The sequence below is a fragment of the Brevundimonas sp. genome, from assembly GCF_035627055.1.
Taxonomy (GTDB): domain Bacteria; phylum Pseudomonadota; class Alphaproteobacteria; order Caulobacterales; family Caulobacteraceae; genus Brevundimonas.
Genome location: NZ_DASPMM010000018.1, coordinates 312,600 through 331,294, shown reverse-complemented (window position 1 = coordinate 331,294; position 18,695 = coordinate 312,600). Strand labels below are relative to the sequence as shown.

Genomic DNA, 18,695 nt, shown 5'->3' with positions numbered 1-18,695 from the left:
TTGAGCGAACGTCAGCGCGGCCTTGGCCGGGGATTGTCGGCCCTTCTCGGGGAGCAGGCGGGCGAGGCCGTGCCGGTCGACGGTTCGGCCGCGCCGGCGGGCGTGCGCATGGCCCCGATCGAGACCCTGAAGCCCAATCCGGACCAGCCGCGCAAGATCTTCGGCCAGGCCGAGCTCTCGGAACTGGCGGAGTCGATCCGCGACAAGGGCGTGATCCAGCCGATCCTGGTCCGGCCGCAGCCGAACGAGGACGGCGTCCTGCAGATCATCGCCGGCGAACGCCGCTGGCGGGCGGCCCAGCTGGCGCGCCTGATCCAGGTGCCGGTTATCGTCCGCGAGATGGACGACGTGGCGGTGTTCGAGGTCGCCGTCATCGAGAACGTCCAGCGCGCCGATCTCAATCCGCTGGAGGAGGCCGACGCCTACCGCCTGCTGATGGAGCGGTTCGGCCGCACCCAGGACGCCGTCGCCGGGGTGGTCGGCAAGAGCCGCAGCCACGTGGCCAACACCCTGCGCCTGCTGCAGCTGCCGGAAGAGGTGCTGTGGTATGTCCGCGAAGGAAAGATGAGCGCCGGCCACGCCCGGGCCCTGATCACCGCCCCAAACCCGGCCGCCCTGGCCGAGCAGATCGTCAACGAGGGCCTCAACGTCCGTCAGGCCGAGGCGCTGGCGCGTCGGGCGGCCGAGGGGCCGAAGCCGGGAAAGGCGAAGGTTCGCGCCGGCGCGCCCGCCGGCGAGGGCGGGGCCGATATCGCGGCGCTGGAGCAGGACCTGACCGACGCCCTGGGGGTTCCGGTGTCTCTGGCCGACCGCGGCGGCAAGGGCGAACTGACTCTGCGCTACGCCACCCTGGAGCAGCTGGACGACTTGTGCCGACGGCTGATGCGCGGCTAGGCGAAGCGTGCGAGGGTGACGGCATGACCGACAAACCGAGCAATCCGACCGCCGAAGCCATGAAGAAGGCGCTGGCCGCCAAGAAGGCGGGCGGCGGCCCCGCCCACACCGGCCTGCAGGGCGGCGCCCGGGCCGAGGAGAAGGCCCAGAAGGCCCGCAATGTGGCGCTGGCCAAGCCGGCGTTCAGGAAGGCGTCCAAGCGCGGCTGAGACTTTCTTCCGTCGTCATCCTCGGGCTTGACCCGAGGATCAGAGGTCAGGGCAGGCTGAGTGTCGGTCGAGACGGCCCCGACGGTGATCCAGCCCGCCCACACCGAGAAACGGAACGTCTGATCCTCGGGTCAAGCCCGAGGATGACGGGTAGGGCGAGACCTACAGCCCCAGCCGCCGCGCCCGCGCCGAGATCTCGAGCAGCAGCCGTTCGGCGATCAGCTGGTCGGGGGAGCCGGTGGTCTTGGTGGCGATGTCGGCGGCGTTGACGCTGTCCAGCACCTTGTCGAGGTCCTCGAGCCGCCAGCTGCGCGCCTGGCGCAGCACCTCGGCCTCCTGTTTCCAGAAAACGCCGGCGGCCTTGGCGGCTTCCTTGGCCCCGGCGCCGTTGGCCTGAAGCACATTGATGCGGCGCAGCTTGCCGAGGTGGATGGACGCTTGTCTCACCGCCATGACAGGGCTCTCGCCCTCGGCGAGGGCGCGGCGCAGGCCGGACTGGGCGGGGGCCGGGCGGCCGCCGAAGGCCTGCAGCGCGGCGTCCTGCAGCGAGGCGTCGGGCTCGACTCCGAGGTGCTGCTCCAGTTCGGCGACGTCGATGGTCTTGCCGGAGCCGGGACCGATGTAGAGCACCAGCCGCTCGATCTCCTGACGCATCAGGCCCCGTTCGCGGGGCAGCCGCGCGACGAACCGGTCCAGCGCATCCTGGGTCAGGCCGACCTTGTCGGCGGCCAGGGCTTCGCGCGTCATCCGGGCCACGTCGCCGGTCTCGTCCTCGTAGCAGGCGATGGCGACCGCGGCCTGCGCCGCCTCCGCCGCCTTGCGCAGGGCGGAATCGCGGCCTAGCGCCCCGGCCTCGATGACCAGCATGGCGTCGGGATTATAGCCGCCGTCGGCGTGGGTCTTCAGCGCGGCGGCCAACATCTTGTCGATGGCCGCCTTCTCGCCGCCGAGCCGCACCCGCACCAGGCGGCGGCCGCCGATCATCGACAGCGCGGTCAAAGCCTCGTCGAGGCGGGCCTCATCGCCGTCGATGTCGCTGTCGGTCAGGACGGTGACGTTGAAGGGATCGTTCAGGTCGGGCGTGATCGCCCGGCACAGCAGGGCGGCCCGCTCGGCCACGCCGGAGCGGTCCTTGCCGTGGATCACCGCGGCCCGCACCGAGCGGTCGGGCGCCTTGAGGAAGCGGTCGACCTCGGGCCGTTTCGCCAGGATCATCGGGGGCCGGTCACGGGTGGTCGGGCAGGGCGCGCATCAGGTCGAGCCGGATCTGGCGCGCCAGTTCGGCGGCGGCCCGCTCCTCGCCGTCCTGCTGGGCGGCGATGGCGGCATAGGGCTGATCCGCGGCGGCGTAGGTGGTGGTCACCGTCTCCGCCCCGGTCAGCGGCGGGCCGCCGTCGACGGGCGTCAGGGTCCAGCTGCCGCGGACCGTCAGTTCATAGCGGGTGGCGGTGTCGTCGATGCGCCGTCCGAGCGGGCGGCGCGACTGCTCGACCGTGGTCTGCAGCCGCCACAGCGGAGCCTGCGTCGCGTCGCGGCCGAGGGCGTCCTCGAGCTGTTCGCGGACCCGGTAGCCAAGGCGGTCGTCCTGGGTCGTGACGGCGACCCGACTGAGGGCCCCGCCGACCCCCGCCTCGCCGTACAGGGGCGTGAATCCGCAGCCGGCGAGCGCCAGTCCCATAAGTGCGACAGAGCCGGCGAGAGGGGCCCGCATCAGCCGACCACCAGATTGACGATGCGATCCTTGACCACCACGATCTTCCTCACCGTCTGACCCTCCAGCCGCGACCGCACGTCGGCGTCGGCCAGGACGATGGCCTCGACCTCGGCCGGCTCAAGGCCCCGGGCGACGCGGATCTCGCCGCGGCGCTTGCCGTTGACCTGGATCGGCAGGGTGACCTCGTCGTCGGCCGCCAGCGCCGGATCGTACTCCGGCCACGGCGCATCGAGGATCATCCCCGCTTCGCCGAGCCGCGTCCAGCCTTCCTCGGCCAGGTGGGGCGTGAAGGGCGCGACCAGCCGCAGCAGGGCCGACAGCGCCTGCCGCCTGGCGCCGCCGCCGGCCTTCGCATGATCGCGCACCGTGGCGACGAAGGCATACAGCTTGGCGATGGCCGAGTTGAAGCGGAAGCCGGAGATGCCCTCGGACACCGCCTTGATGGCCTTGTGCGTCTCGCGCACCAGCGAGGCGTTGGCCTGTTCGTCGCCCGGCATGGAGGGGTCGAAGCCGTCGACCTCGGCCCAGACGCGCTGGACGAAGCGGCTGGCGCCCTCGACCCCGCCGGGGGTCCACTGCACGTCGCGCTCGGGCGGGCTGTCCGACAGCACGAACAGCCGGCCGGCGTCGACGCCGTAGGTGTCGACGATCTCCTGGGGGGCGACGACGTTCTTCTTCGACTTCGACATCTTTTCGATGTCGCCGATGGTCAGGGCCTCGCCGGTGGAGAGCTGCAGGGCGCTGCGCTTGCCGCCGTCGTGGATCAGCTCGACGTCGGTGGGTTCGACCCACTGGCCGTCGGCGCGACGGTAGGTCTCGTGGACCACCATGCCCTGGGTGAACAGGCCGGCGAACGGCTCCCTGACGCTCATCAGCCCCGCGTCCGAAAGGGCGCGCGAGATGAAGCGGGCGTAGAGCAGGTGAAGCACGGCGTGCTCGACCCCGCCGATATACTGGTCGACGGGCAGCCATTTGTCGGCGGCGGCCTTCGAGATCGGCCCGGCCGCCGTCGGGTCGGCGAAGCGGGCGAAATACCAGCTGGAGTCGACGAAGGTGTCGAGGGTGTCGGTCTCGCGTTCGGCCGCGCCGCCGCAGGACGGGCAGCTGACGTGCTTCCAGGTCGGGTGGCGGTCCAGCGGATTGCCGGGCGTGTCGAAGGTCACGTCCCTGGGCAGTTCGACCGGCAGGTCCGCCGCGGCGACCGGGCCGCACGACGGGCAGTGGACGATCGGGATCGGACAGCCCCAGTAGCGCTGGCGGCTGACGCCCCAGTCGCGCAGGCGATAGATGGTCGCGCCCCTGCCCTGACCCGCGGCCTCGATGCGCGCGATGGCCTCCGCCGTGGCTGTCTCGATGTCGAGACCGTCCAGGAAATCGGACTGGAAGATGGAGCCGGGCCCGACATAGGCCTCTGTTCCAACGGCGAAATCGTCGCCGGCGCCGTCAGGTCTCACCACCGGGATCACCGGCAGGTCGTATTTCCGGGCGAAGTCCAGATCGCGCTGGTCGTGGGCGGGGCAGCCGAAGATGGCGCCGGTGCCGTATTCCGACAGGATGAAGTTGGCGATCCAGACGCTGACCTCGCGGCCGTCGAACGGGTGCAGGACCTTCAGCCCGGTGTCGAAGCCGATCTTCTCGGCCTGCTCGATCTCGGCCTGGGTCGAGCCGCCCTTGCGGCACTCGGCGATGAAGGCGGCGGCCTCCGCATTGCTTTCCGCGATCGCCCGGGCGACCGGATGGTCGGGCGCGATGCCCATGAAGGAGGCGCCGAACAGGGTGTCGGGACGGGTGGTGTAGATCTCCAGACCCTCGGGCGCGGCCTCGGGCGCGGGGCCGGCCCAGCGCCAGGTCATCTGCAGCCCCCTGGAGCGGCCGATCCAGTTCTCCTGCATCAGCCGGACCTTGTCGGGCCAGCGGCCTTCAAGCTCCTTCAGGCCCTCGATCAGGTCGTCGGCGTAGTCGGTGATGCGCAGGAACCACTGGTTCAGCTTGCGCTTCTCGACGATCGCGCCGGAGCGCCAGCCCCGGCCGTCGACCACCTGCTCATTGGCCAGGACGGTGTTGTCGACCGGGTCCCAGTTGACCACCGAGTCCTTGCGATAGACCAGACCGCGCCTGAACAGCTCGAGGAACCAGGCCTGCTGCTGGCCATAGTAGGCCGGGTCGCAGGTGGCGAACTCGCGGCTCCAGTCCAGCGACAGGCCCAGCAGCTTCAGCTGGTCGCGCATCGTCGCGATGTTGGACCAGGTCCAGTCGCCGGGATGGATGCCGCGCTCGATGGCGGCGTTCTCCGCCGGCAGGCCGAAGGCGTCCCAGCCCATCGGATGCAGCACGTCGAAGCCCTGGGCCCGCTTGGAGCGCGCCACGACGTCGCCCATCACATAGTTGCGGGCGTGGCCCATGTGGATGTTTCCCGACGGATAGGGGAACATCTCCAGCACGTAGTATTTCGGCCGTCCGGTCTCGCCCTCGGGCGTGCGGAAGGCGTCGGCGGCCGCCCAGCGGGCCTGCTGGCGGGGTTCGGCGGTCTTGGGCTCGTAGCGGGCCACGATAGTCCTTCAGGCTGCTCCTGAAGGACGCGGCCTTGAGGAGGCTATGGTCGGGAAGCGGGGATCAGCGGGCGTTCTGCAGGTTGAGCTGGCGCGCCTTGGTCAGAATGGCGTTTTCCAGATCGGTCTCGGTCTGCGCCGCCACCGGAGCGCCCACCCAGCCGCCGGTCCCGTCGCGCACTTCCTTGGTCACCGTCACGTTCAGCGCATCGGCGCGCAGACGGGTGTCGAGGATGAAGACGGTGGCCTTGAAGCGCTCGTTCGGCGTCTGCGGGTCGGTGTACCAGTCGTAGTTGACGACGCCGCCCCACGGGTCGGCGCTGGCCAGCGGCATGAAGCTGAGGGTGTCCAGCGTGGCGCGCCACAGGAAGGCGTTGACGCCGATGCCGGCCTGGGCGGTCGACGCGGGCCTGGCCCCGCCGCCGAAGCCCGGAATCCCGCCGCATCCGCCCAGCATCAGACCCGAGGCGATCAGGGCGATCGCTGCGCCGCGAACCAGCACCATCGAGACTCTCCATTCCATCGAAACGTGCGGCGGGCCGTCCCGCGCACGCGCCGGCCCGCCCAAGGGGCGTCAAGCCGAAGCGACGCTCTATAACACGGTGAAAAGGGGCGATGACAAGGCGAAGTCGCAGACCCGGCGCCGCGTGATGGCGATCCGGCGCCGCGGACGCGTCCGGGGCGACTTCCGACCCGTGACGCTCGCGCCACAGGAGTCCGGCAGAGTCTCGGGAACCAGGGGTTCCGGACCACGTTTCGTTGACCGGGCTGACCAGCGGTGTCTAATCGCTGGCGAGGACCGCGGCGGAAAGCCTTCGTCGCGGCGTAAAGGGCAGGACATGCGCAGGATTGGCGCCGTCATCGCTGGACTGGCCGCGGGGCTCTCGCTCCTGGCCGTGGCCGACGCCGCCTCGGCCCAGGCCGCTTCCTCGCGCGCTCGCGCCCCCGCCGTCAGCCTGTCGGAGGCCCAGGCCGCCCGCTCAGCCACTCCGGGCCAGTCGCGCCTGCGCTTCACCGAACGCGGCCGCTGGGGCCTGGATCTGAACCTGAGCCAACCGGTCGGCCGCGAGAGCAATCTCGGCGACGTCGAGGCCGGGGCCTACTACCGGGTCAATCCGCGGCTGCGCGTCGGCGCCACCGCCGGCCTGGCCGAGCCCGAGGCCGATCCCGCCCGCGCGCCGCAGACCGACCGCCGCGCCGCGCCGCGCTTCCGCCTGGAATCGATCTTCCGCTTCTAGGCCGGGCCGAAAGCCGTCCGGATCCCCGACACCGCCGCAAGGCCGCACGCGCCCGAGCCGATCAGTTCGCGCGCGTTGCCGCCGTCGACGCCGCCGAGGGCGTAGACCGGGACGGGCGAGCCTCGCGCCGCGTCGCGGAAGCCCTTCACACCCAGGGTCGGCCGGTTCGCCGACGCCCCGCCCGCCGCGAACACCGGCGACAGCACGGCGGCGTCGAGCGCCTCGGCGCCGGCCAGAGCGGCCGCTGAATGGACGGCGCCGGTGATCCGCCAGCGAGGATGGGACGCCGCGAGCGAAGCCGCCTGAGCCAGCGCCCGCTCGGGCAGATGCACCCCGTCCGCCTCCACCGCCTCCGCCAGTTTCGGGTCCAGACCGATCAGCAGCAGGCCGCGGCGCTCGCGGGTCGCCTCGCGCAGCCGCAGCCCGGTCTCACGGGCGTCGGCGGCCCCGAAGGCCCGGAACACCACGCCCGCCCCGAGCGGCAGCCGCGCCGCGGTCTCCCATGGGCGGGGCGTGCGCGCCGGGTCGGTGAAGAACAGCAGCGGCGGCAGGTTCGGCCCGCCGCGGCCCGCGCCCCGGCTGACATTGGCCGCGTCCCGTGCGAGGACGCTGGCGACCTCCCACAGGATTTCCGCGTCGGACCGGTTCATGGCCTCCTCTTCTCCCGATCCCGTTGCCGCGTCCAGCGGCGTGGCCGCGCGCCTCGCCGCCGTGCGGGAGCGGATCGCCGAGGTCTGCCGGGCCGCCCGACGCGATCCCGCCGGCGTGGTCCTGACCGCGGTCAGCAAGACCCAGCCCGCCGAAGCCCTGGAGCAGGCCCTCGCCGGCGGGCAGCGGGTGTTCGGCGAGAACCGGGTGCAGGAGGCGCAGGCCCACTGGGGCGGCCTCCGGAGCGCGGTCCCCGATCTCGAGCTGCGCCTGATCGGGCCGCTGCAGACCAACAAGGCGGCCGACGCGGTCGCCCTGTTCGACGTCATCGAGACCGTGGACCGCGAGAAGCTTGTCGACGCCCTCGCCGTCGCCGCCGACAAGGTCGGACGGACGGTGCGGGCGCTGGTCCAGGTCAATACGGGGGCGGAACCGCAGAAGGCCGGGATCCTGCCGGAACAGGCCGATGACCTGATCGGATACGCCCGGGGCAAGGGTCTTATCGTCGAGGGGCTGATGTGCATCCCGCCGGCGGACGAGGCGGCGGGGCCGCATTTCGCCCTGCTGCGCAGGATCGCCCGTCGCAACGGCCTGCACGTGCTGTCGATGGGGATGAGCGCCGACTACGAGACCGCCCTGCGCTTCGGTGCGACCCATGTGCGGATCGGATCGGCGTTGTTCGGGGAACGAAACCGCCCCCAAACGCCCTCTAGAGACTGAAAACCGCTCCGCTTCGGGTCGGACCCTTGGCGGAACGGCCGACGCTCGCCATTCTGGTAGCCATGCCTACGCCCAAGACGATCCTGATCATCGACGACGACGACGACCTTCGCGAGGCGCTGGCCGAGCAGCTGGCCCTGCACGAGGCCTTCCGCCCGGTGCAGGCGGCGACGGCGGCCGAGGGCGTTCGGCTGGGGCGCGAGACCCGCGCCGACCTGATCCTGCTGGACGTCGACCTGCCCGACATGGACGGGCGCGAGGCCTGCCGGCTGCTGCGCAAGGACGGGGTCTCGACCCCGATCATCATGCTGACCGGCCAGTCGTCGGACGCCGACACCGTGCTGGGGCTGGAATCCGGCGCCAATGACTATGTCACCAAGCCCTTCCGTTTCGCCGTCCTGCTGGCCCGCATCCGCGCCCATCTGCGCAGCCACGAGCAGTCCGAGGACGCGGTGTTCCGCATCGGCCCCTACGAGTTCCGGCCCGCCGCCAAGGTCCTGATCGACGACAAGGGCAAGAAGGTGCGCCTGACCGAGAAGGAAACCAGCATCCTGAAGTACCTCTACCGCGCCGGGGCCAAGGCCGTGTCGCGCGAGGAACTGCTGACCGAGGTGTGGGGCTACAACGCCGGGGTCACCACCCACACGCTGGAAACCCATATCTATCGTCTGCGCCAGAAGATCGAGCCGGAGCCCGGCCAGGCCCGGCTGCTGCTGACCGACGCCGGCGGATACCGGCTGCAGCCCTAGCCGGGACGCCACTCGCTGAGGGTCTCGCCGGTGGCGCCGTCCTCGTAGGCGAGGCGGTCGAGCACCACTCCCACCGCGCACGGCGGCCGGCTCTCGGCCCGATTGACCCGGCAGCGGATCACCGCGCCTTCGGCCCACGGTGTCAGCCGGCCCTCGAGCACGAGGCGGTAGCCTTGGGCGGGGTCGGGCGCCGGGGCGTCGCCCTGGCCACGGAGGGTGAAGGTGAAGGCGCGGTCGTCGGCGCGGCCGAGCCGGGACGCGCCCTCGGCGCGCAACAGGGCCAGCGCCACCTTGGGCGTGGTCGGCAGTTCGAAGACCTGCGGCGTCGGCGGCCCCGGCGCCGGGCACCCCTCGGACCGCATCCACGGCTGATTGACCCAGACGCCGCCGACGTGTTCGAAACCCGGCGCCGCCGGCCCGGTGGCGTCGCCCGCGGTCCAGTCCGCCGGCGTGAAGCGCAGGCGGATCGCCTTGCCGTCGGCGGTGCGGCTCCAGCGCGGAGCTCCGGCGTCGGCGACGCCCTCCGCGGGCGCGGGCTCGGGGCCAAAGCAGCCGAAGGCGATACGCATCCGGAAGCGGCGGTTGGCGAGGGAGTCGTTCGCGGTCGGCGTCCGTCCGGCGGCGGCGCTGGAGGCCGCGGCGTCGACGGCCGACAGGATCGCCACGCGATCGAGGACCGGATCGGCCAGGGGCGCGGCGGGGCGCGGCGCGGGCGCGGCCGGGGCCGGCGCGGCCGCGCGCTGACGATCTCCGCAGGCGGCCGTCGCCAGGCCGACGGCTCCGGCGAGGGCGAGCAGGCGCGCCGGCCGGAGGGTGATCGAGGCGTTCACGGCTCTGTCAGACATGGAACGAGACTAGCACGCGGGACGCTCGAATCTCGACCCCGAGGGTCTCCGGGGGGTTGACGGCGGCGAACGGGGAGGGTCGGGAAGGGCATGACGTTCGACCAGATCGCCGCTCTCCTGGTCCTGCTGGCCGTGGTCGGGGTGCTGATACACGGGCGGGTGCGCGCCGATGTCGTGGCCCTGACCGGGGCCGCGGCCCTGCTGCTGCTCGGCGTCGTGCGGCCGGTCGAGGTGCAGGCCGCCTTCGCCAGCCCGGCGGTCATCGCCCTGGCCGGCCTGTTCGTCATCGCCTACGCCATCGAACTGTCCGGCCTGCTCGGCCTGATGATCCGCCGCGCGACACGGCTGGCCTCGCGGGTCGGGGCGCTGGGCGTCTGGGCGGTGATCGGCCTGTGCGGCGGCCTCGGCGGCTTCCTCAACAACACACCGGTGGTGGTGCTGGCGGCGCCGGTGATCCGCGACGTGGCCCAGTCGCTGAAGCTGTCGCCCAAGCGGTTCCTGATGCCGCTCAGCCATGTGACGGTGATGGGGGGGCTGCTGACCCTGATCGGCACCTCGACCAACCTGCTGGTCAACGACATGGCGCGAAACGCCGGCCAGCCGGTGTTCAGCCTGTTCGAGATCACCCCCGTCGGCCTGTGCATCGCCGTCATCGGCGGCCTGTGGCTCTATTTTGTCGGGGCGCGGCAGCTGGGTCGGGCTGTGGCGGCGGACGAGGCCGAGCAGGCCCGGCTGGCCGAACTGGAGGAGAGCCGCCGCCAGTCCGAGGCGGAGGCGGCGGCGCGTCGCCGGCGCATCCTGCCGTTCAACCTGCCGCGGCTGGGCGAGGCCCGCACCAACGAAGACGGCTCGGGCGACGCCCACCTCGGCGACGTGGCCCTGTTCGGCGCCGCCGACCGGCCATTCGACCTGCGTCGGGCGTTGATCTCGCTGGCGGTCTTCGTGGCCGTGGTCGCGGCGGCCGGCTTCGGCCTGGCTCCGATCGCCGCCTCGGCCTTCGCCGGCGCGGTCGCCCTGATCCTGCTCAGGGTGATCACGCCCGAGGAGGCCTACGCCGGTCTCCGTCCGGAAATCCTGCTGCTGATCGCCGGCATGGTGGTGGTCGGCATCTCGATCGAGGTCACCGGCCTGGCCGCCGAGGGGGCCGGGGTGCTGATCGAGGTGCTGCGGCCGTTCGGACCGCTCGTCGGGCTGATCATCCTGTACGGCGTCACCCTGTTCGCCACCGAACTGCTGTCCAACGCCACCGTGGCGGTGCTGATCACGCCCATCGCCGTGGCCCTGGCCGAGAGCTTCGGCGTCGACCCGCGGCCGTTCCTGGTCGGGGTGATGATGGCCGCCTCGGCGGCCTTCGCCACGCCGTTCGGCTACCAGACCAATGTGCTGGTCTTCCAGATGGGCGGCTACAGCTACATGGACTTCGTCCGCGTCGGTCTGCCGCTGAACCTCGTCACCTGGGTGGCCGCGATGATCGCCATCCCGGTGTTCTTCCCGTTCTAGGGGGCTTGCCGCCAGAGGTTACTCCGCCGGCGCTGCGCCCGCTTCGGCCGAATCCTTCGCCACTCCATCAGTCGAGAGCTTTCGCAGGTGGCGTTCGATCGCGATGATCAGGAAGAAGAACATCACGACGAGGAAACCGGCCACGATCTGAAGCGCCAGCACCAGCCGGGGTCCGATCTGGGATCGGGTGATCTCGTGATCGATACGCTTGTTCTCGGCCGCACGGGCGTTGGCATCCGACTTGCCGATCCAGAGCTCGCGGAACGCCCCGTCAGCCCTTCCAAAGGCCGTCAGCGGGCTGACGATTCCGTCTGGGTAGGCCGGCACGCAGCGCTCTATGGGCACAGTCCGCGTCGCCGTGCAGGCATAGGAGCCATAGTACCAATCGTAGCAGACGTCCGGCACGCGGCGCTGTTCGTAGTTGGTGGTGCAGGCTTGCTCCGTCTTTTCGGCGGCCTTGTAGACGCGCAGTAGGCCGACGATGGAGGTATCCGACATGGCCGCCGCGATGGCCGTCTGGGCCTGCCGCCGATAGGCCGCGTCCTCGACGAATAGCTTGGTCGTCAGATCGGAGCCGGCTGCGTAGGTGTCGAGGTCGTAGCCGAGAGCCGACAGGAGCTCGGCCGGGCTCAACGTTTTGTCCTCGGGCTTTTTGTAGGTTTCCGAGGCTTTCCGGTACACTTCGTAATAGGCCGGGAAGGCATCACGCACGAAGGCGACGTGGTTCGCGCGGACGGCGGCGGGGATGCCGGAGCCAGTCTCGGCTGGTTTCGGCGCAGGGGCCGTGCGCAGGGCAGTGGAGACTTCCGTCGGGGTTACCACAGTCGCCTGCTGACGAACCTCGGTCGGAACCATCAGTCGCCAGAGGCCGTCAATGGCGAACCCGGTCGCGGCGAGCAGACAGATCGTGGCTACGGCTAAAACCGCGACTCTCAGAATGGTCAGATAGACGCCTTCGACGCGGTCCAACTGGACCGAGCGCACAACCTTCAGCATATTTGTAGGCCCCCCGGCCGCGAGATTTCATACAACCTAGAATGCGGGGCGGAGGAAACACAAGGCCGAGTCGATCAGACGTTCAGGTCCATCGTCACCGGAGCGTGGTCGCTGGGCTGGGTCCATTCGCGGACCGCATCATGGATGCGGGCGGTGCCGGGCTTCACCGCCGGGGTCAGGCCGGGCGAGGTCCACAGGTGATCGAGGCGCAGGCCGCGGTTCGACTTGCGGAAGTCGGCGGCGCGGTAGCTCCACCAGCTGGCCAGTTTCTGCGGCTCGGGGATCTGGTCGCGGACCACATCGGTGAAGCCGCCGGCGGCCTGGAGGCGGCGCAGGGTCTCGACCTCCAGCGGCGTGTGGCTGACGATCTTCGACATGTAGCGGTGGTTCCAGACGTCGTTCTCGCCCGGCGCGATGTTGAAGTCGCCGGCCAGCACCAGCGGGCGCTGTTTGTCGCGGCCGGACATCTCGGCGGTCAGCCGCTCGTAGAAATCCATCTTGTGATCGAACTTCGGGTTCAGCTTGCGGTCGGGCGTGTCGCCGCCGGCCGGGATGTAGAAATTCTGGATCTCGACGCCCTCGACCGTCACGGCGACGCAGCGGGCGTGCCCCTCGCGGCAGACGTCGAGTTTCGGCGCCTCGGCGATCGGCTTGCGGCTGGCGATGGCGACGCCGTGCCAGCCCTTCTGCCCGCCGATCTTCAGGTGCGGCAGGCCCATCTCTTCGAAGGCGCCCCGGGGAAACTGGTCCTCAAGGCATTTGATCTCCTGCAGGCACAGCACGTCGGTCCCGCTCTCGGCGACGAAGCGGGCGACCTGGTCGATGCGCAGGCGGACGGAGTTGATGTTCCAGGTGGCGATGCGAAGCATGTTTGGGCTCTAGCAGGCCGCGTGGCCGCCGCCCACAGACCCGGACAAAGAGACGCCCGATCCTTGCGGACCGGGCGTTCAGAGGTTCGTCTCTCTCGCCGCCGGGAAGGGGATGAAATCCGTAGCGGGTCAGACCGGCTCCCGCCGATCTGTGGCCAAAACAACACGGCCGGCGGAAAAAGTCAAGGTGAGTTCGCCCGCCGGGGGAATCAGTTGCGGCGCGGGCGCTGGGTCGGGTCGCGCAGCTGGAACAGGCTGGCCGCCAGACCGGAGGCGGGGCGCAGGCTGGTCAGCTGGGTGCGGGTGCGGCCGCCCTGGGCGTCGATGATGGTCCACTCCTGCAGCCGCAGCGGATTGCCGGCGAAGGCCAGCACCACCGAACCGTCGCCGGGGCGGCGCGAGTCGCGGGCGGTGATGGCGAAGGCGCCGGAGTCCATGCGGGTGACGCGGTCGATGCGCACGCCCTGGTCCAGCCGCACGGTGCGGGCGAGGAAGGTCGACAGCGGGGTCTGGCTGAGGGGCACCTGACGGAAGGTGTTCAGGCGCGGATCGTAGCGCTTCACGTTGTTGCCGTCCGAGACGACCAGCAGGCCGGCCGGGTTGGTGTATTCGAAGCGCATCTTGCCCGGACGCTGCAGGTAGAAGCGGCCTTCCCGGCGCTGGGCGCCCGAGGTCTCGACGAAGGTCCCTTGGGCCGAAGTCAGGCCCTGCAGATAGGTCTGGGCGCGGGCGAGGACGGCGCGGTCCTCGGCCGAGAGGTTCGACTGGGCGTGGGCCGGCAGGGCCACAACAGCGGCGAGGGCGGCGGAACCGAGCGCGAAAGCGCGGCGTGAGACGGTCATGATGTCTTCTCCCGTTCGGGATGGTTGGGACTTGCCGTCTTGCGGAACGGGTCTGGCGAGGGCGTGACCCCAGCCTGACCATATTCAGGCGCTCCGATGAAGCCCTGTTCAGCATCGCCCGGCGGACGGCGGCCCTAGCTAACGCGGCGGGCCCGTCTCCGTTGCCCGAAAGGCAGGCTACATCGGCGGCGGACCGGCGAGGATGTCGCGCTTGCCGGCGTGGTTGGCGGGGCTGACCACGCCCTCCTGCTCCATCCGCTCGATCAGCGAGGCGGCGCGGTTGTAGCCGATCTGCAGGCGGCGCTGGACGTACGAGGTCGAGGCCTTGCGGTCGCGGGTGACCACGGCCACGGCGCGGTCGTAGAGATCGTCCCCGGAGCCGCCGCCGCCCTCGTCGAAGCCGCCCGCGTCGCCGTCTCCGTCGGGATCGTCGGTGATCAGGTCGAGATAGTCGGGCTCGGCCTGCGAGCGCAGGTGTTTGCAGACCTCGTCGACTTCCTGATCGGTGACGAACGGGCCGTGCAGGCGGGTGATGCGGCCGCCGCCGGCCATGTAGAGCATGTCGCCCTGACCCAGCAGCTGCTCGCCGCCCTGCTCGCCGAGGATGGTGCGGCTGTCGATCTTGGAAGTGACCTGGAAGGAAATCCGGGTCGGGAAGTTGGCCTTGATGGTGCCGGTGATGACGTCCACCGACGGACGCTGGGTGGCCATGATCAGGTGGATGCCGGCGGCGCGGGCCATCTGGGCCAGACGCTGCACCGCGCCCTCGACGTCCTTGCCGGCGACGAGCATCAGGTCGGCCATCTCGTCCATGACCACGACCAGATAGGGCATGGGTTCGGGGCGGATCTTCTCGGACTCGTAGACCGGGCGGCCCTGGTCGTCGAAGCCGGTCTGGACGGTGCGTTCGAAATGCTCGCCCTTGGCCTGGGCCTCGCGGGCGCGCTCGTTGTAGCTGGCGATGTTGCGAACCCCGAGCTTGGACATCCGCCGGTAGCGGTCCTCCATCTCGCGTACGGTCCATTTCAGGGCGACGACGGCCTTCTTCGGATCGGTGACCACCGGGGCCAGCAGGTGCGGGATGCCGTCGTAGACGCTGAGCTCCAGCATCTTGGGGTCGATCATGATGAAGCGGCACTCGGCCGGGCTGTGCCGGTAGAGGATCGACAGGATCATGGCGTTGACCCCGACCGACTTGCCCGAGCCGGTGGTGCCGGCGATCAGCAGGTGGGGCATGCGCGCCAGGTCGGCGACATAGGGCTCGCCGCCGATGGTCTCGCCCAGCGCCAGCGGCAGCAGATGCGCCGGCTTGTCGTATTCGGCCGAGGCCAGCAGGTCGCGCAGATAGACCGTCTCGCGCTTGGCGTTGGGCAGTTCGATGCCGATGGCGTTGCGGCCGGGCACGACCGAGATGCGGCAGGCGCGGGCGCTCATCGAACGGGCGATGTCGTCCGACAGGGCCACGACGCGGCCGTGCTTCACCCCGGGGGCGGGCACCAGCTCATAGAGAGTGACCACGGGACCGGGGCGGATCTGGTCGATGACGCCGCGCACGCCGAACTCCTGCAGCACGCCCTCCAGCATCTTGGCGTTCTGTTTCAGCGCCTCCTCGTCGACCGAGGCGACGCGCTTGGCGGGCTTGGTCAGCATCCCCAGCGGCGGCAGGTCGAAGCCGGTCGAGGGACGGGCGAAGTCGAAGGCGGCCTGGCTGTCGTCGATCTCGCGGCGCGAGGCCTTGGGGGCCTTGGTCGCGGCGACCTTGGGCTCGGGCGCATTGCGGGCGGGAAGCGGCTCCTGCCACGGCGGCCCGTCGTCGGCGTCGAGGGAAACGGGGGCGTAGTCGTCCGGCTCGGGCGCGGGCCGGGGCCGCGGCGGGGCCTTGGCGCTGCGACGTGCGACCGGCGGCGGGACGGAGCGGCGCGAACCGCGCGCCCAGTCGAGGCCGTCCCGCAGGTCGGAGGCGCGCAGGCCGATGGCGTAGCCGAGGCTCCACAGACCCAGCGGCAGGAACAGGACGGCGGCGCCGATCGCCGCTCCGGGCAGGCGCAGGGCCTCGAAAGCCATCCGCACCAGGCCGACCAGGGCGTCGCCCCACAGGCCGCCCAGCCCGGCCGCCAGCGGCCAGGCGGCGGGCTGGGCCAGCGCCGAGAGGGCGGCGGAGAGCGACAGCACGCCGACCGTCGCGGCCAGGGCCTTGAGCGGCGACGGCTTGAGCCGCTGCTGGACCGCGTCCCCGATCGCCCCGGCCAGGCCGAAGGCGATCAGCAGCAGGGCGGCGGGCCAGGCGGCCAGTCCCAGCGACTGCATGAACAGGTCGGCGAACAGGGCGCCGTTCAGGCCCAGCCAATTGGTCGGGGCGGCCGAGGAGGCGGCGTTGAGGCTGGGATCGGCCGGGTTCCACGAGATCAGGGCCGCCAGCAGCAGGGCTGCGAGCAGGGCCTGCAGCACGCCGCGAAACCGCACCACGAACGGCGCGGCCCAGACGATGCGGGCGCTCTCGAAGGCGCGCTGGCCGAGGGCGAGGGCGGCGGACATGGCGGGCGGCGAACTCCGGCGAAACGGGACTCCGACGGTTGTCGCCCGGGCAGGGTTAAGAGGCTGTTTACCCACCGCGACGTCACGGCGCTGGACGGGCGCTCCCGGCGGCGCGAAACAGGAGCCATGAGCCAGAGCGACCGCCACGACGTGATCATCGCCGGAGCCGGCATGGCGGGCGCGACCTTCGCCCTGGCGGCGGCCCAGGGCGGGCTGAAGGTGGGGCTGGTCGATCCGCAACCGTTCTCCGCCCAGCTGGCGCCGACCTTCGATGGCCGTTCGACGGCGATCGCCTTCTCCACCTTCCGCATGCTGGACGCGCTCGGCGTCGGAACGGCGCTCAGGCCCCACGCCTGCCGCATGGATCGCATCCTGGTCACCGACGGACGGCGGCCGGGCGCGGCCTCACGGGCCGCCTCGTCCGCCTTCCTGCGCTTCGACGCCGACGAGATCGGCGACCGCACCGACGGCGAGCCGCTCGGCTACATGGTCGAGAACCGCCGTATCCGCTCGGCCCTGGCCGAGGCGGTGACGGCGGCGGGCATCGAGGTCCGCGCCCCGGCCTCGGTCGAGCGCGTCGAGCCCGGTCCGGGCGGCGCGGCCGTGACCCTGGCGGGCGGCTCCGTGATCGAGGCGGCGCTGGTGGTCGGGGCCGAGGGGCGCGGCTCGCGGGTGCGGCGGGAAGCGGGCATCGACACGGTCGGCTGGGGCTACGGCCAGAGCGGGGTGGTCGCCACGGTGCGGATGGGCCGCGACCACGGCAATGTCGCCCACGAGTATTTCCTGCCCTCCGGCCCGTTCGCCATCCTGCCCCTGACGGAGCAGAGGGCCAGCCTGGTGTGGACCGAGACGACGCGGCGGGCCGAGGCGCTGAAGGCCTGTTCGGACGAGGCCTTCCACGCCCACCTGACGCGGCGCTTCGGAGACTTCCTCGACGATGTCTCGGTGGTGGGGCCGAGGTTCGTCTACCCGCTGTCATTGCAGCTGGCCGAGCAGCTGACCGCGCCGCGCACCGCCCTGATCGGCGACGCCGCCCACGCGGTCCACCCGGTCGCCGGACAGGGGCTCAACATGGGTCTGAAGGACGCCGCCGCCCTGGCCGAGGTGCTGATCGAGGCCCTGCGCATCGGCGAGGACATTGGCTCGGAGACGGTGCTGGACCGCTACGCCCGCTGGCGGCGCTTCGACAACGCCGCGCTGGCCGCCGGCTTCGACGGCTTCGTGCGGCTGTTCTCCAACGACATCGCCCCGGTGCGGCTGGCGCGCGATCTGGGCATCGCCGCCGTCAACCGCCTCGCCCCCCTGCGCCGCGCCTTCATGCACGAGGCCGGCGGCGCGACCGGCGACCTGCCCCGGCTGCTGCGCGGCATGAGTCTTTAGGGCGCTAACGCTCGCGACGCGGTCGCTCGCTGCTTGAGCGCGCGCGACTTCAGTCCAGCTTCCGCGCCTCATCCGCCAGCATGATCGGCACGCCGTCGCGGATCGGGAAGGCCAGCTTGGCGCCCTTGGACACCAATTCCTGTCGCTCACGGTCATAGGTCAGCCGCCCGCGCGTCACGGGACAGACCAGCACCTCAAGCAGGCGGGGGTCGACGGAGGCGGGGGTCTGGAAGGCGTCGGACATGGCGGGAAGGGTATAGGGGCTAGGGGCTAGGGGCTAGGGAAGAGTGCGGCCGGGGCCATCTGCCGATAACCTGCTAGACCCTGGACCCTGGACCTTGGCCTCACTGCATCGACGGCGCATCCCCGTCACCTGAATCCGCCGCGTCGATGGTCATCAGGGCGGTGAGGACGTCGGAACGGTCGGTCAGGCTGGGCGCCTCCAGCAGCGCCTGCTTCTCCGACGGCTCGAACGGCAGGGCCATGGACAGGCTGTTGATCAGGGCCTCGGGCGGGGCGGTCTCAGCGGTGTCCCAGTCGATGTCGAGGCCCCGCGTTTCCAGATAGGCGCGCAGGGCGTCGAGCAACGCGTCGCGGTCGAGGCCGACATCATCGACCGGCGGGGCGGCGAGATCGGCCTCGAAGGCCGAGAAATCGGCGCGCACCTGGCGGTAGGGCGTCTGGGTCGGCAGTTCGACCGCGAGGCGGAAGCGGGCGCAGCCGGTCAGGGTGATCAGATAACGGCCGTCCGAGGTCTCGGCGAAGCTGGTGATCCGACCGGCGCAGCCGACCGGCGACAGCTTGGGCGTGACGCGCGAGCCGGCCTGCGGCTGAATCATGCCGATGATCCGGTCGCCGGCCATGGCGTCATCGATCATGTTCAGATAGCGCGGCTCGAAGATGTTGAGCGGCAGCTGACCGCGCGGCAGCAGGATGGCGCCCGGCAGGGGAAAGACCGGAATGACCTGCGGCAGGTCGGCGGCCCTGACATAGCCCTGCGCCATGCG

The 18,695-nt window shown here is 71.0% G+C and carries 19 protein-coding genes; 7 read left to right on the top strand and 12 right to left on the bottom strand.

Annotated features, from left to right (window positions below; genetic code table 11):
• Positions 1-894 carry a ParB/RepB/Spo0J family partition protein gene (locus VEA98_RS09850; protein ID WP_324813598.1) on the top strand — a complete coding sequence of 298 codons (894 nt, stop codon included), beginning with the start codon at positions 1-3 and terminating at the stop codon, positions 892-894.
• Positions 895-917: 23 nt separating this feature from the next.
• Complete coding sequence (locus VEA98_RS09845; protein ID WP_324813596.1) at positions 918-1,103, top strand: hypothetical protein; 186 nt, start codon at positions 918-920, stop codon at positions 1,101-1,103.
• A gap of 162 nt (positions 1,104-1,265) precedes the next feature.
• Here VEA98_RS09845 and holA read toward each other — a convergent pair whose 3' ends face one another.
• The 4 genes from holA to VEA98_RS09825 all read right to left on the bottom strand — a co-directional run bounded on the left by holA (position 1,266) and on the right by VEA98_RS09825 (position 5,871).
• Positions 1,266-2,318 (bottom strand): DNA polymerase III subunit delta, encoded by a 1,053-nt coding sequence (gene holA / locus VEA98_RS09840; RefSeq protein ID WP_324813594.1) that lies wholly within the window; start codon positions 2,316-2,318, stop codon positions 1,266-1,268.
• 10 nt (positions 2,319-2,328) lie between these two features.
• Positions 2,329-2,814 (bottom strand): LPS assembly lipoprotein LptE, encoded by a 486-nt coding sequence (lptE, locus tag VEA98_RS09835; RefSeq protein ID WP_324813592.1) that lies wholly within the window; start codon positions 2,812-2,814, stop codon positions 2,329-2,331.
• Entirely contained in the window at positions 2,814-5,366 is a 2,553-nt protein-coding gene (gene leuS / locus VEA98_RS09830) for a leucine--tRNA ligase (protein ID WP_324813590.1), read from the bottom strand. Before leuS ends, lptE begins: the two co-directional genes overlap by 1 nt.
• Positions 5,367-5,430: 64 nt before the next feature.
• Positions 5,431-5,871, bottom strand: a complete 441-nt coding sequence (locus tag VEA98_RS09825; RefSeq protein WP_324813666.1) for a DUF3576 domain-containing protein — start codon at positions 5,869-5,871, stop codon at positions 5,431-5,433.
• 334 nt (positions 5,872-6,205) lie between these two features.
• Between VEA98_RS09825 and VEA98_RS09820 the strand changes: the two genes are divergently transcribed.
• Entirely contained in the window at positions 6,206-6,604 is a 399-nt protein-coding gene (locus VEA98_RS09820; protein WP_324813587.1) for an NtrZ family periplasmic regulatory protein, read from the top strand.
• On the opposite strand, the gene VEA98_RS09815 is transcribed toward VEA98_RS09820, so the two are convergent.
• Positions 6,601-7,254 carry a thiamine phosphate synthase gene (locus tag VEA98_RS09815; protein WP_324813584.1) on the bottom strand — a complete coding sequence of 218 codons (654 nt, stop codon included), beginning with the start codon at positions 7,252-7,254 and terminating at the stop codon, positions 6,601-6,603. The genes VEA98_RS09820 and VEA98_RS09815 overlap by 4 nt on opposite strands.
• Here VEA98_RS09815 and VEA98_RS09810 point away from each other — a divergent pair.
• Together VEA98_RS09810 and VEA98_RS09805 are read left to right on the top strand one after the other, a co-directional pair.
• Positions 7,253-7,972: a YggS family pyridoxal phosphate-dependent enzyme gene (locus VEA98_RS09810; RefSeq protein ID WP_324813583.1), complete on the top strand. Its 720-nt coding sequence runs from the start codon at positions 7,253-7,255 to the stop codon at positions 7,970-7,972. The genes VEA98_RS09815 and VEA98_RS09810 overlap by 2 nt on opposite strands.
• A gap of 62 nt (positions 7,973-8,034) precedes the next feature.
• The gene (locus VEA98_RS09805) at positions 8,035-8,721 is read left to right on the top strand and encodes a response regulator transcription factor (RefSeq protein WP_324813580.1); all 687 of its coding nucleotides are present in this window, start codon (positions 8,035-8,037) and stop codon (positions 8,719-8,721) included.
• Here the strand turns inward: VEA98_RS09805 and VEA98_RS09800 are convergent.
• Entirely contained in the window at positions 8,718-9,566 is an 849-nt protein-coding gene (locus VEA98_RS09800; protein ID WP_324813577.1) for a hypothetical protein, read from the bottom strand. The genes VEA98_RS09805 and VEA98_RS09800 overlap by 4 nt on opposite strands.
• Positions 9,567-9,656: 90 nt before the next feature.
• On the opposite strand from VEA98_RS09800, the gene VEA98_RS09795 reads away from it, so the two are divergent.
• Entirely contained in the window at positions 9,657-11,066 is a 1,410-nt protein-coding gene (locus tag VEA98_RS09795; protein WP_324813574.1) for an SLC13 family permease, read from the top strand.
• 18 nt (positions 11,067-11,084) lie between these two features.
• On the opposite strand, the gene VEA98_RS09790 is transcribed toward VEA98_RS09795, so the two are convergent.
• From VEA98_RS09790 to VEA98_RS09775, 4 genes are all read right to left on the bottom strand, one after another.
• Positions 11,085-12,062, bottom strand: a complete 978-nt coding sequence (locus tag VEA98_RS09790; protein WP_324813572.1) for a hypothetical protein — start codon at positions 12,060-12,062, stop codon at positions 11,085-11,087.
• 74 nt (positions 12,063-12,136) lie between these two features.
• Positions 12,137-12,931, bottom strand: coding sequence for an exodeoxyribonuclease III (locus tag VEA98_RS09785; protein ID WP_324813570.1), 795 nt, complete (start codon positions 12,929-12,931; stop codon positions 12,137-12,139).
• Positions 12,932-13,140: 209 nt separating this feature from the next.
• Entirely contained in the window at positions 13,141-13,773 is a 633-nt protein-coding gene (locus VEA98_RS09780; protein WP_324813567.1) for an outer membrane lipoprotein carrier protein LolA, read from the bottom strand.
• Between the two features lie 177 nt (positions 13,774-13,950).
• Positions 13,951-16,308, bottom strand: a complete 2,358-nt coding sequence (locus tag VEA98_RS09775; protein ID WP_324813564.1) for an FtsK/SpoIIIE family DNA translocase — start codon at positions 16,306-16,308, stop codon at positions 13,951-13,953.
• A 126-nt stretch (positions 16,309-16,434) separates the two neighbouring features.
• Here VEA98_RS09775 and VEA98_RS09770 point away from each other — a divergent pair, with 126 nt between their 5' ends.
• A complete protein-coding gene (locus tag VEA98_RS09770; RefSeq protein ID WP_324813563.1) occupies positions 16,435-17,688 on the top strand; it encodes a UbiH/UbiF/VisC/COQ6 family ubiquinone biosynthesis hydroxylase in 1,254 nt (417 codons plus the stop codon).
• A gap of 49 nt (positions 17,689-17,737) precedes the next feature.
• On the opposite strand, the gene VEA98_RS09765 is transcribed toward VEA98_RS09770, so the two are convergent.
• Positions 17,738-17,932, bottom strand: coding sequence for a Trm112 family protein (locus VEA98_RS09765; RefSeq protein ID WP_324813561.1), 195 nt, complete (start codon positions 17,930-17,932; stop codon positions 17,738-17,740).
• Positions 17,933-18,032: 100 nt separating this feature from the next.
• Positions 18,033-18,692 carry an LON peptidase substrate-binding domain-containing protein gene (locus tag VEA98_RS09760; protein WP_324813558.1) on the bottom strand — a complete coding sequence of 220 codons (660 nt, stop codon included), beginning with the start codon at positions 18,690-18,692 and terminating at the stop codon, positions 18,033-18,035.
• Positions 18,693-18,695: the final 3 nt, after the last annotated feature.

Excerpts from the sequence above, each read along its gene's own strand:
- VEA98_RS09810 (WP_324813583.1), top strand. The coding sequence starts at position 7,253 with ATGGCCTCCTCTTCTCCCGATCCCGTTGCCGCGTCCAGCGGCGTGGCC.
- VEA98_RS09780 (WP_324813567.1), bottom strand. The coding sequence starts at position 13,773 with ATGACCGTCTCACGCCGCGCTTTCGCGCTCGGTTCCGCCGCCCTCGCC.
- VEA98_RS09790 (WP_324813572.1), bottom strand. The coding sequence starts at position 12,062 with ATGCTGAAGGTTGTGCGCTCGGTCCAGTTGGACCGCGTCGAAGGCGTC.
- VEA98_RS09815 (WP_324813584.1), bottom strand. The coding sequence starts at position 7,254 with ATGAACCGGTCCGACGCGGAAATCCTGTGGGAGGTCGCCAGCGTCCTC.
- VEA98_RS09845 (WP_324813596.1), top strand. The coding sequence starts at position 918 with ATGACCGACAAACCGAGCAATCCGACCGCCGAAGCCATGAAGAAGGCG.
- lptE (WP_324813592.1), bottom strand. The coding sequence starts at position 2,814 with ATGCGGGCCCCTCTCGCCGGCTCTGTCGCACTTATGGGACTGGCGCTC.
- VEA98_RS09760 (WP_324813558.1), bottom strand. The coding sequence starts at position 18,692 with ATGGCGCAGGGCTATGTCAGGGCCGCCGACCTGCCGCAGGTCATTCCG.
- VEA98_RS09800 (WP_324813577.1), bottom strand. The coding sequence starts at position 9,566 with ATGTCTGACAGAGCCGTGAACGCCTCGATCACCCTCCGGCCGGCGCGC.
- VEA98_RS09795 (WP_324813574.1), top strand. The coding sequence starts at position 9,657 with ATGACGTTCGACCAGATCGCCGCTCTCCTGGTCCTGCTGGCCGTGGTC.
- VEA98_RS09770 (WP_324813563.1), top strand. The coding sequence starts at position 16,435 with ATGAGCCAGAGCGACCGCCACGACGTGATCATCGCCGGAGCCGGCATG.
- holA (WP_324813594.1), bottom strand. The coding sequence starts at position 2,318 with ATGATCCTGGCGAAACGGCCCGAGGTCGACCGCTTCCTCAAGGCGCCC.
- VEA98_RS09785 (WP_324813570.1), bottom strand. The coding sequence starts at position 12,931 with ATGCTTCGCATCGCCACCTGGAACATCAACTCCGTCCGCCTGCGCATC.
- VEA98_RS09825 (WP_324813666.1), bottom strand. The coding sequence starts at position 5,871 with ATGGTGCTGGTTCGCGGCGCAGCGATCGCCCTGATCGCCTCGGGTCTG.
- VEA98_RS09775 (WP_324813564.1), bottom strand. The coding sequence starts at position 16,308 with ATGTCCGCCGCCCTCGCCCTCGGCCAGCGCGCCTTCGAGAGCGCCCGC.
- VEA98_RS09820 (WP_324813587.1), top strand. The coding sequence starts at position 6,206 with ATGCGCAGGATTGGCGCCGTCATCGCTGGACTGGCCGCGGGGCTCTCG.
- VEA98_RS09765 (WP_324813561.1), bottom strand. The coding sequence starts at position 17,932 with ATGTCCGACGCCTTCCAGACCCCCGCCTCCGTCGACCCCCGCCTGCTT.
- VEA98_RS09805 (WP_324813580.1), top strand. The coding sequence starts at position 8,035 with ATGCCTACGCCCAAGACGATCCTGATCATCGACGACGACGACGACCTT.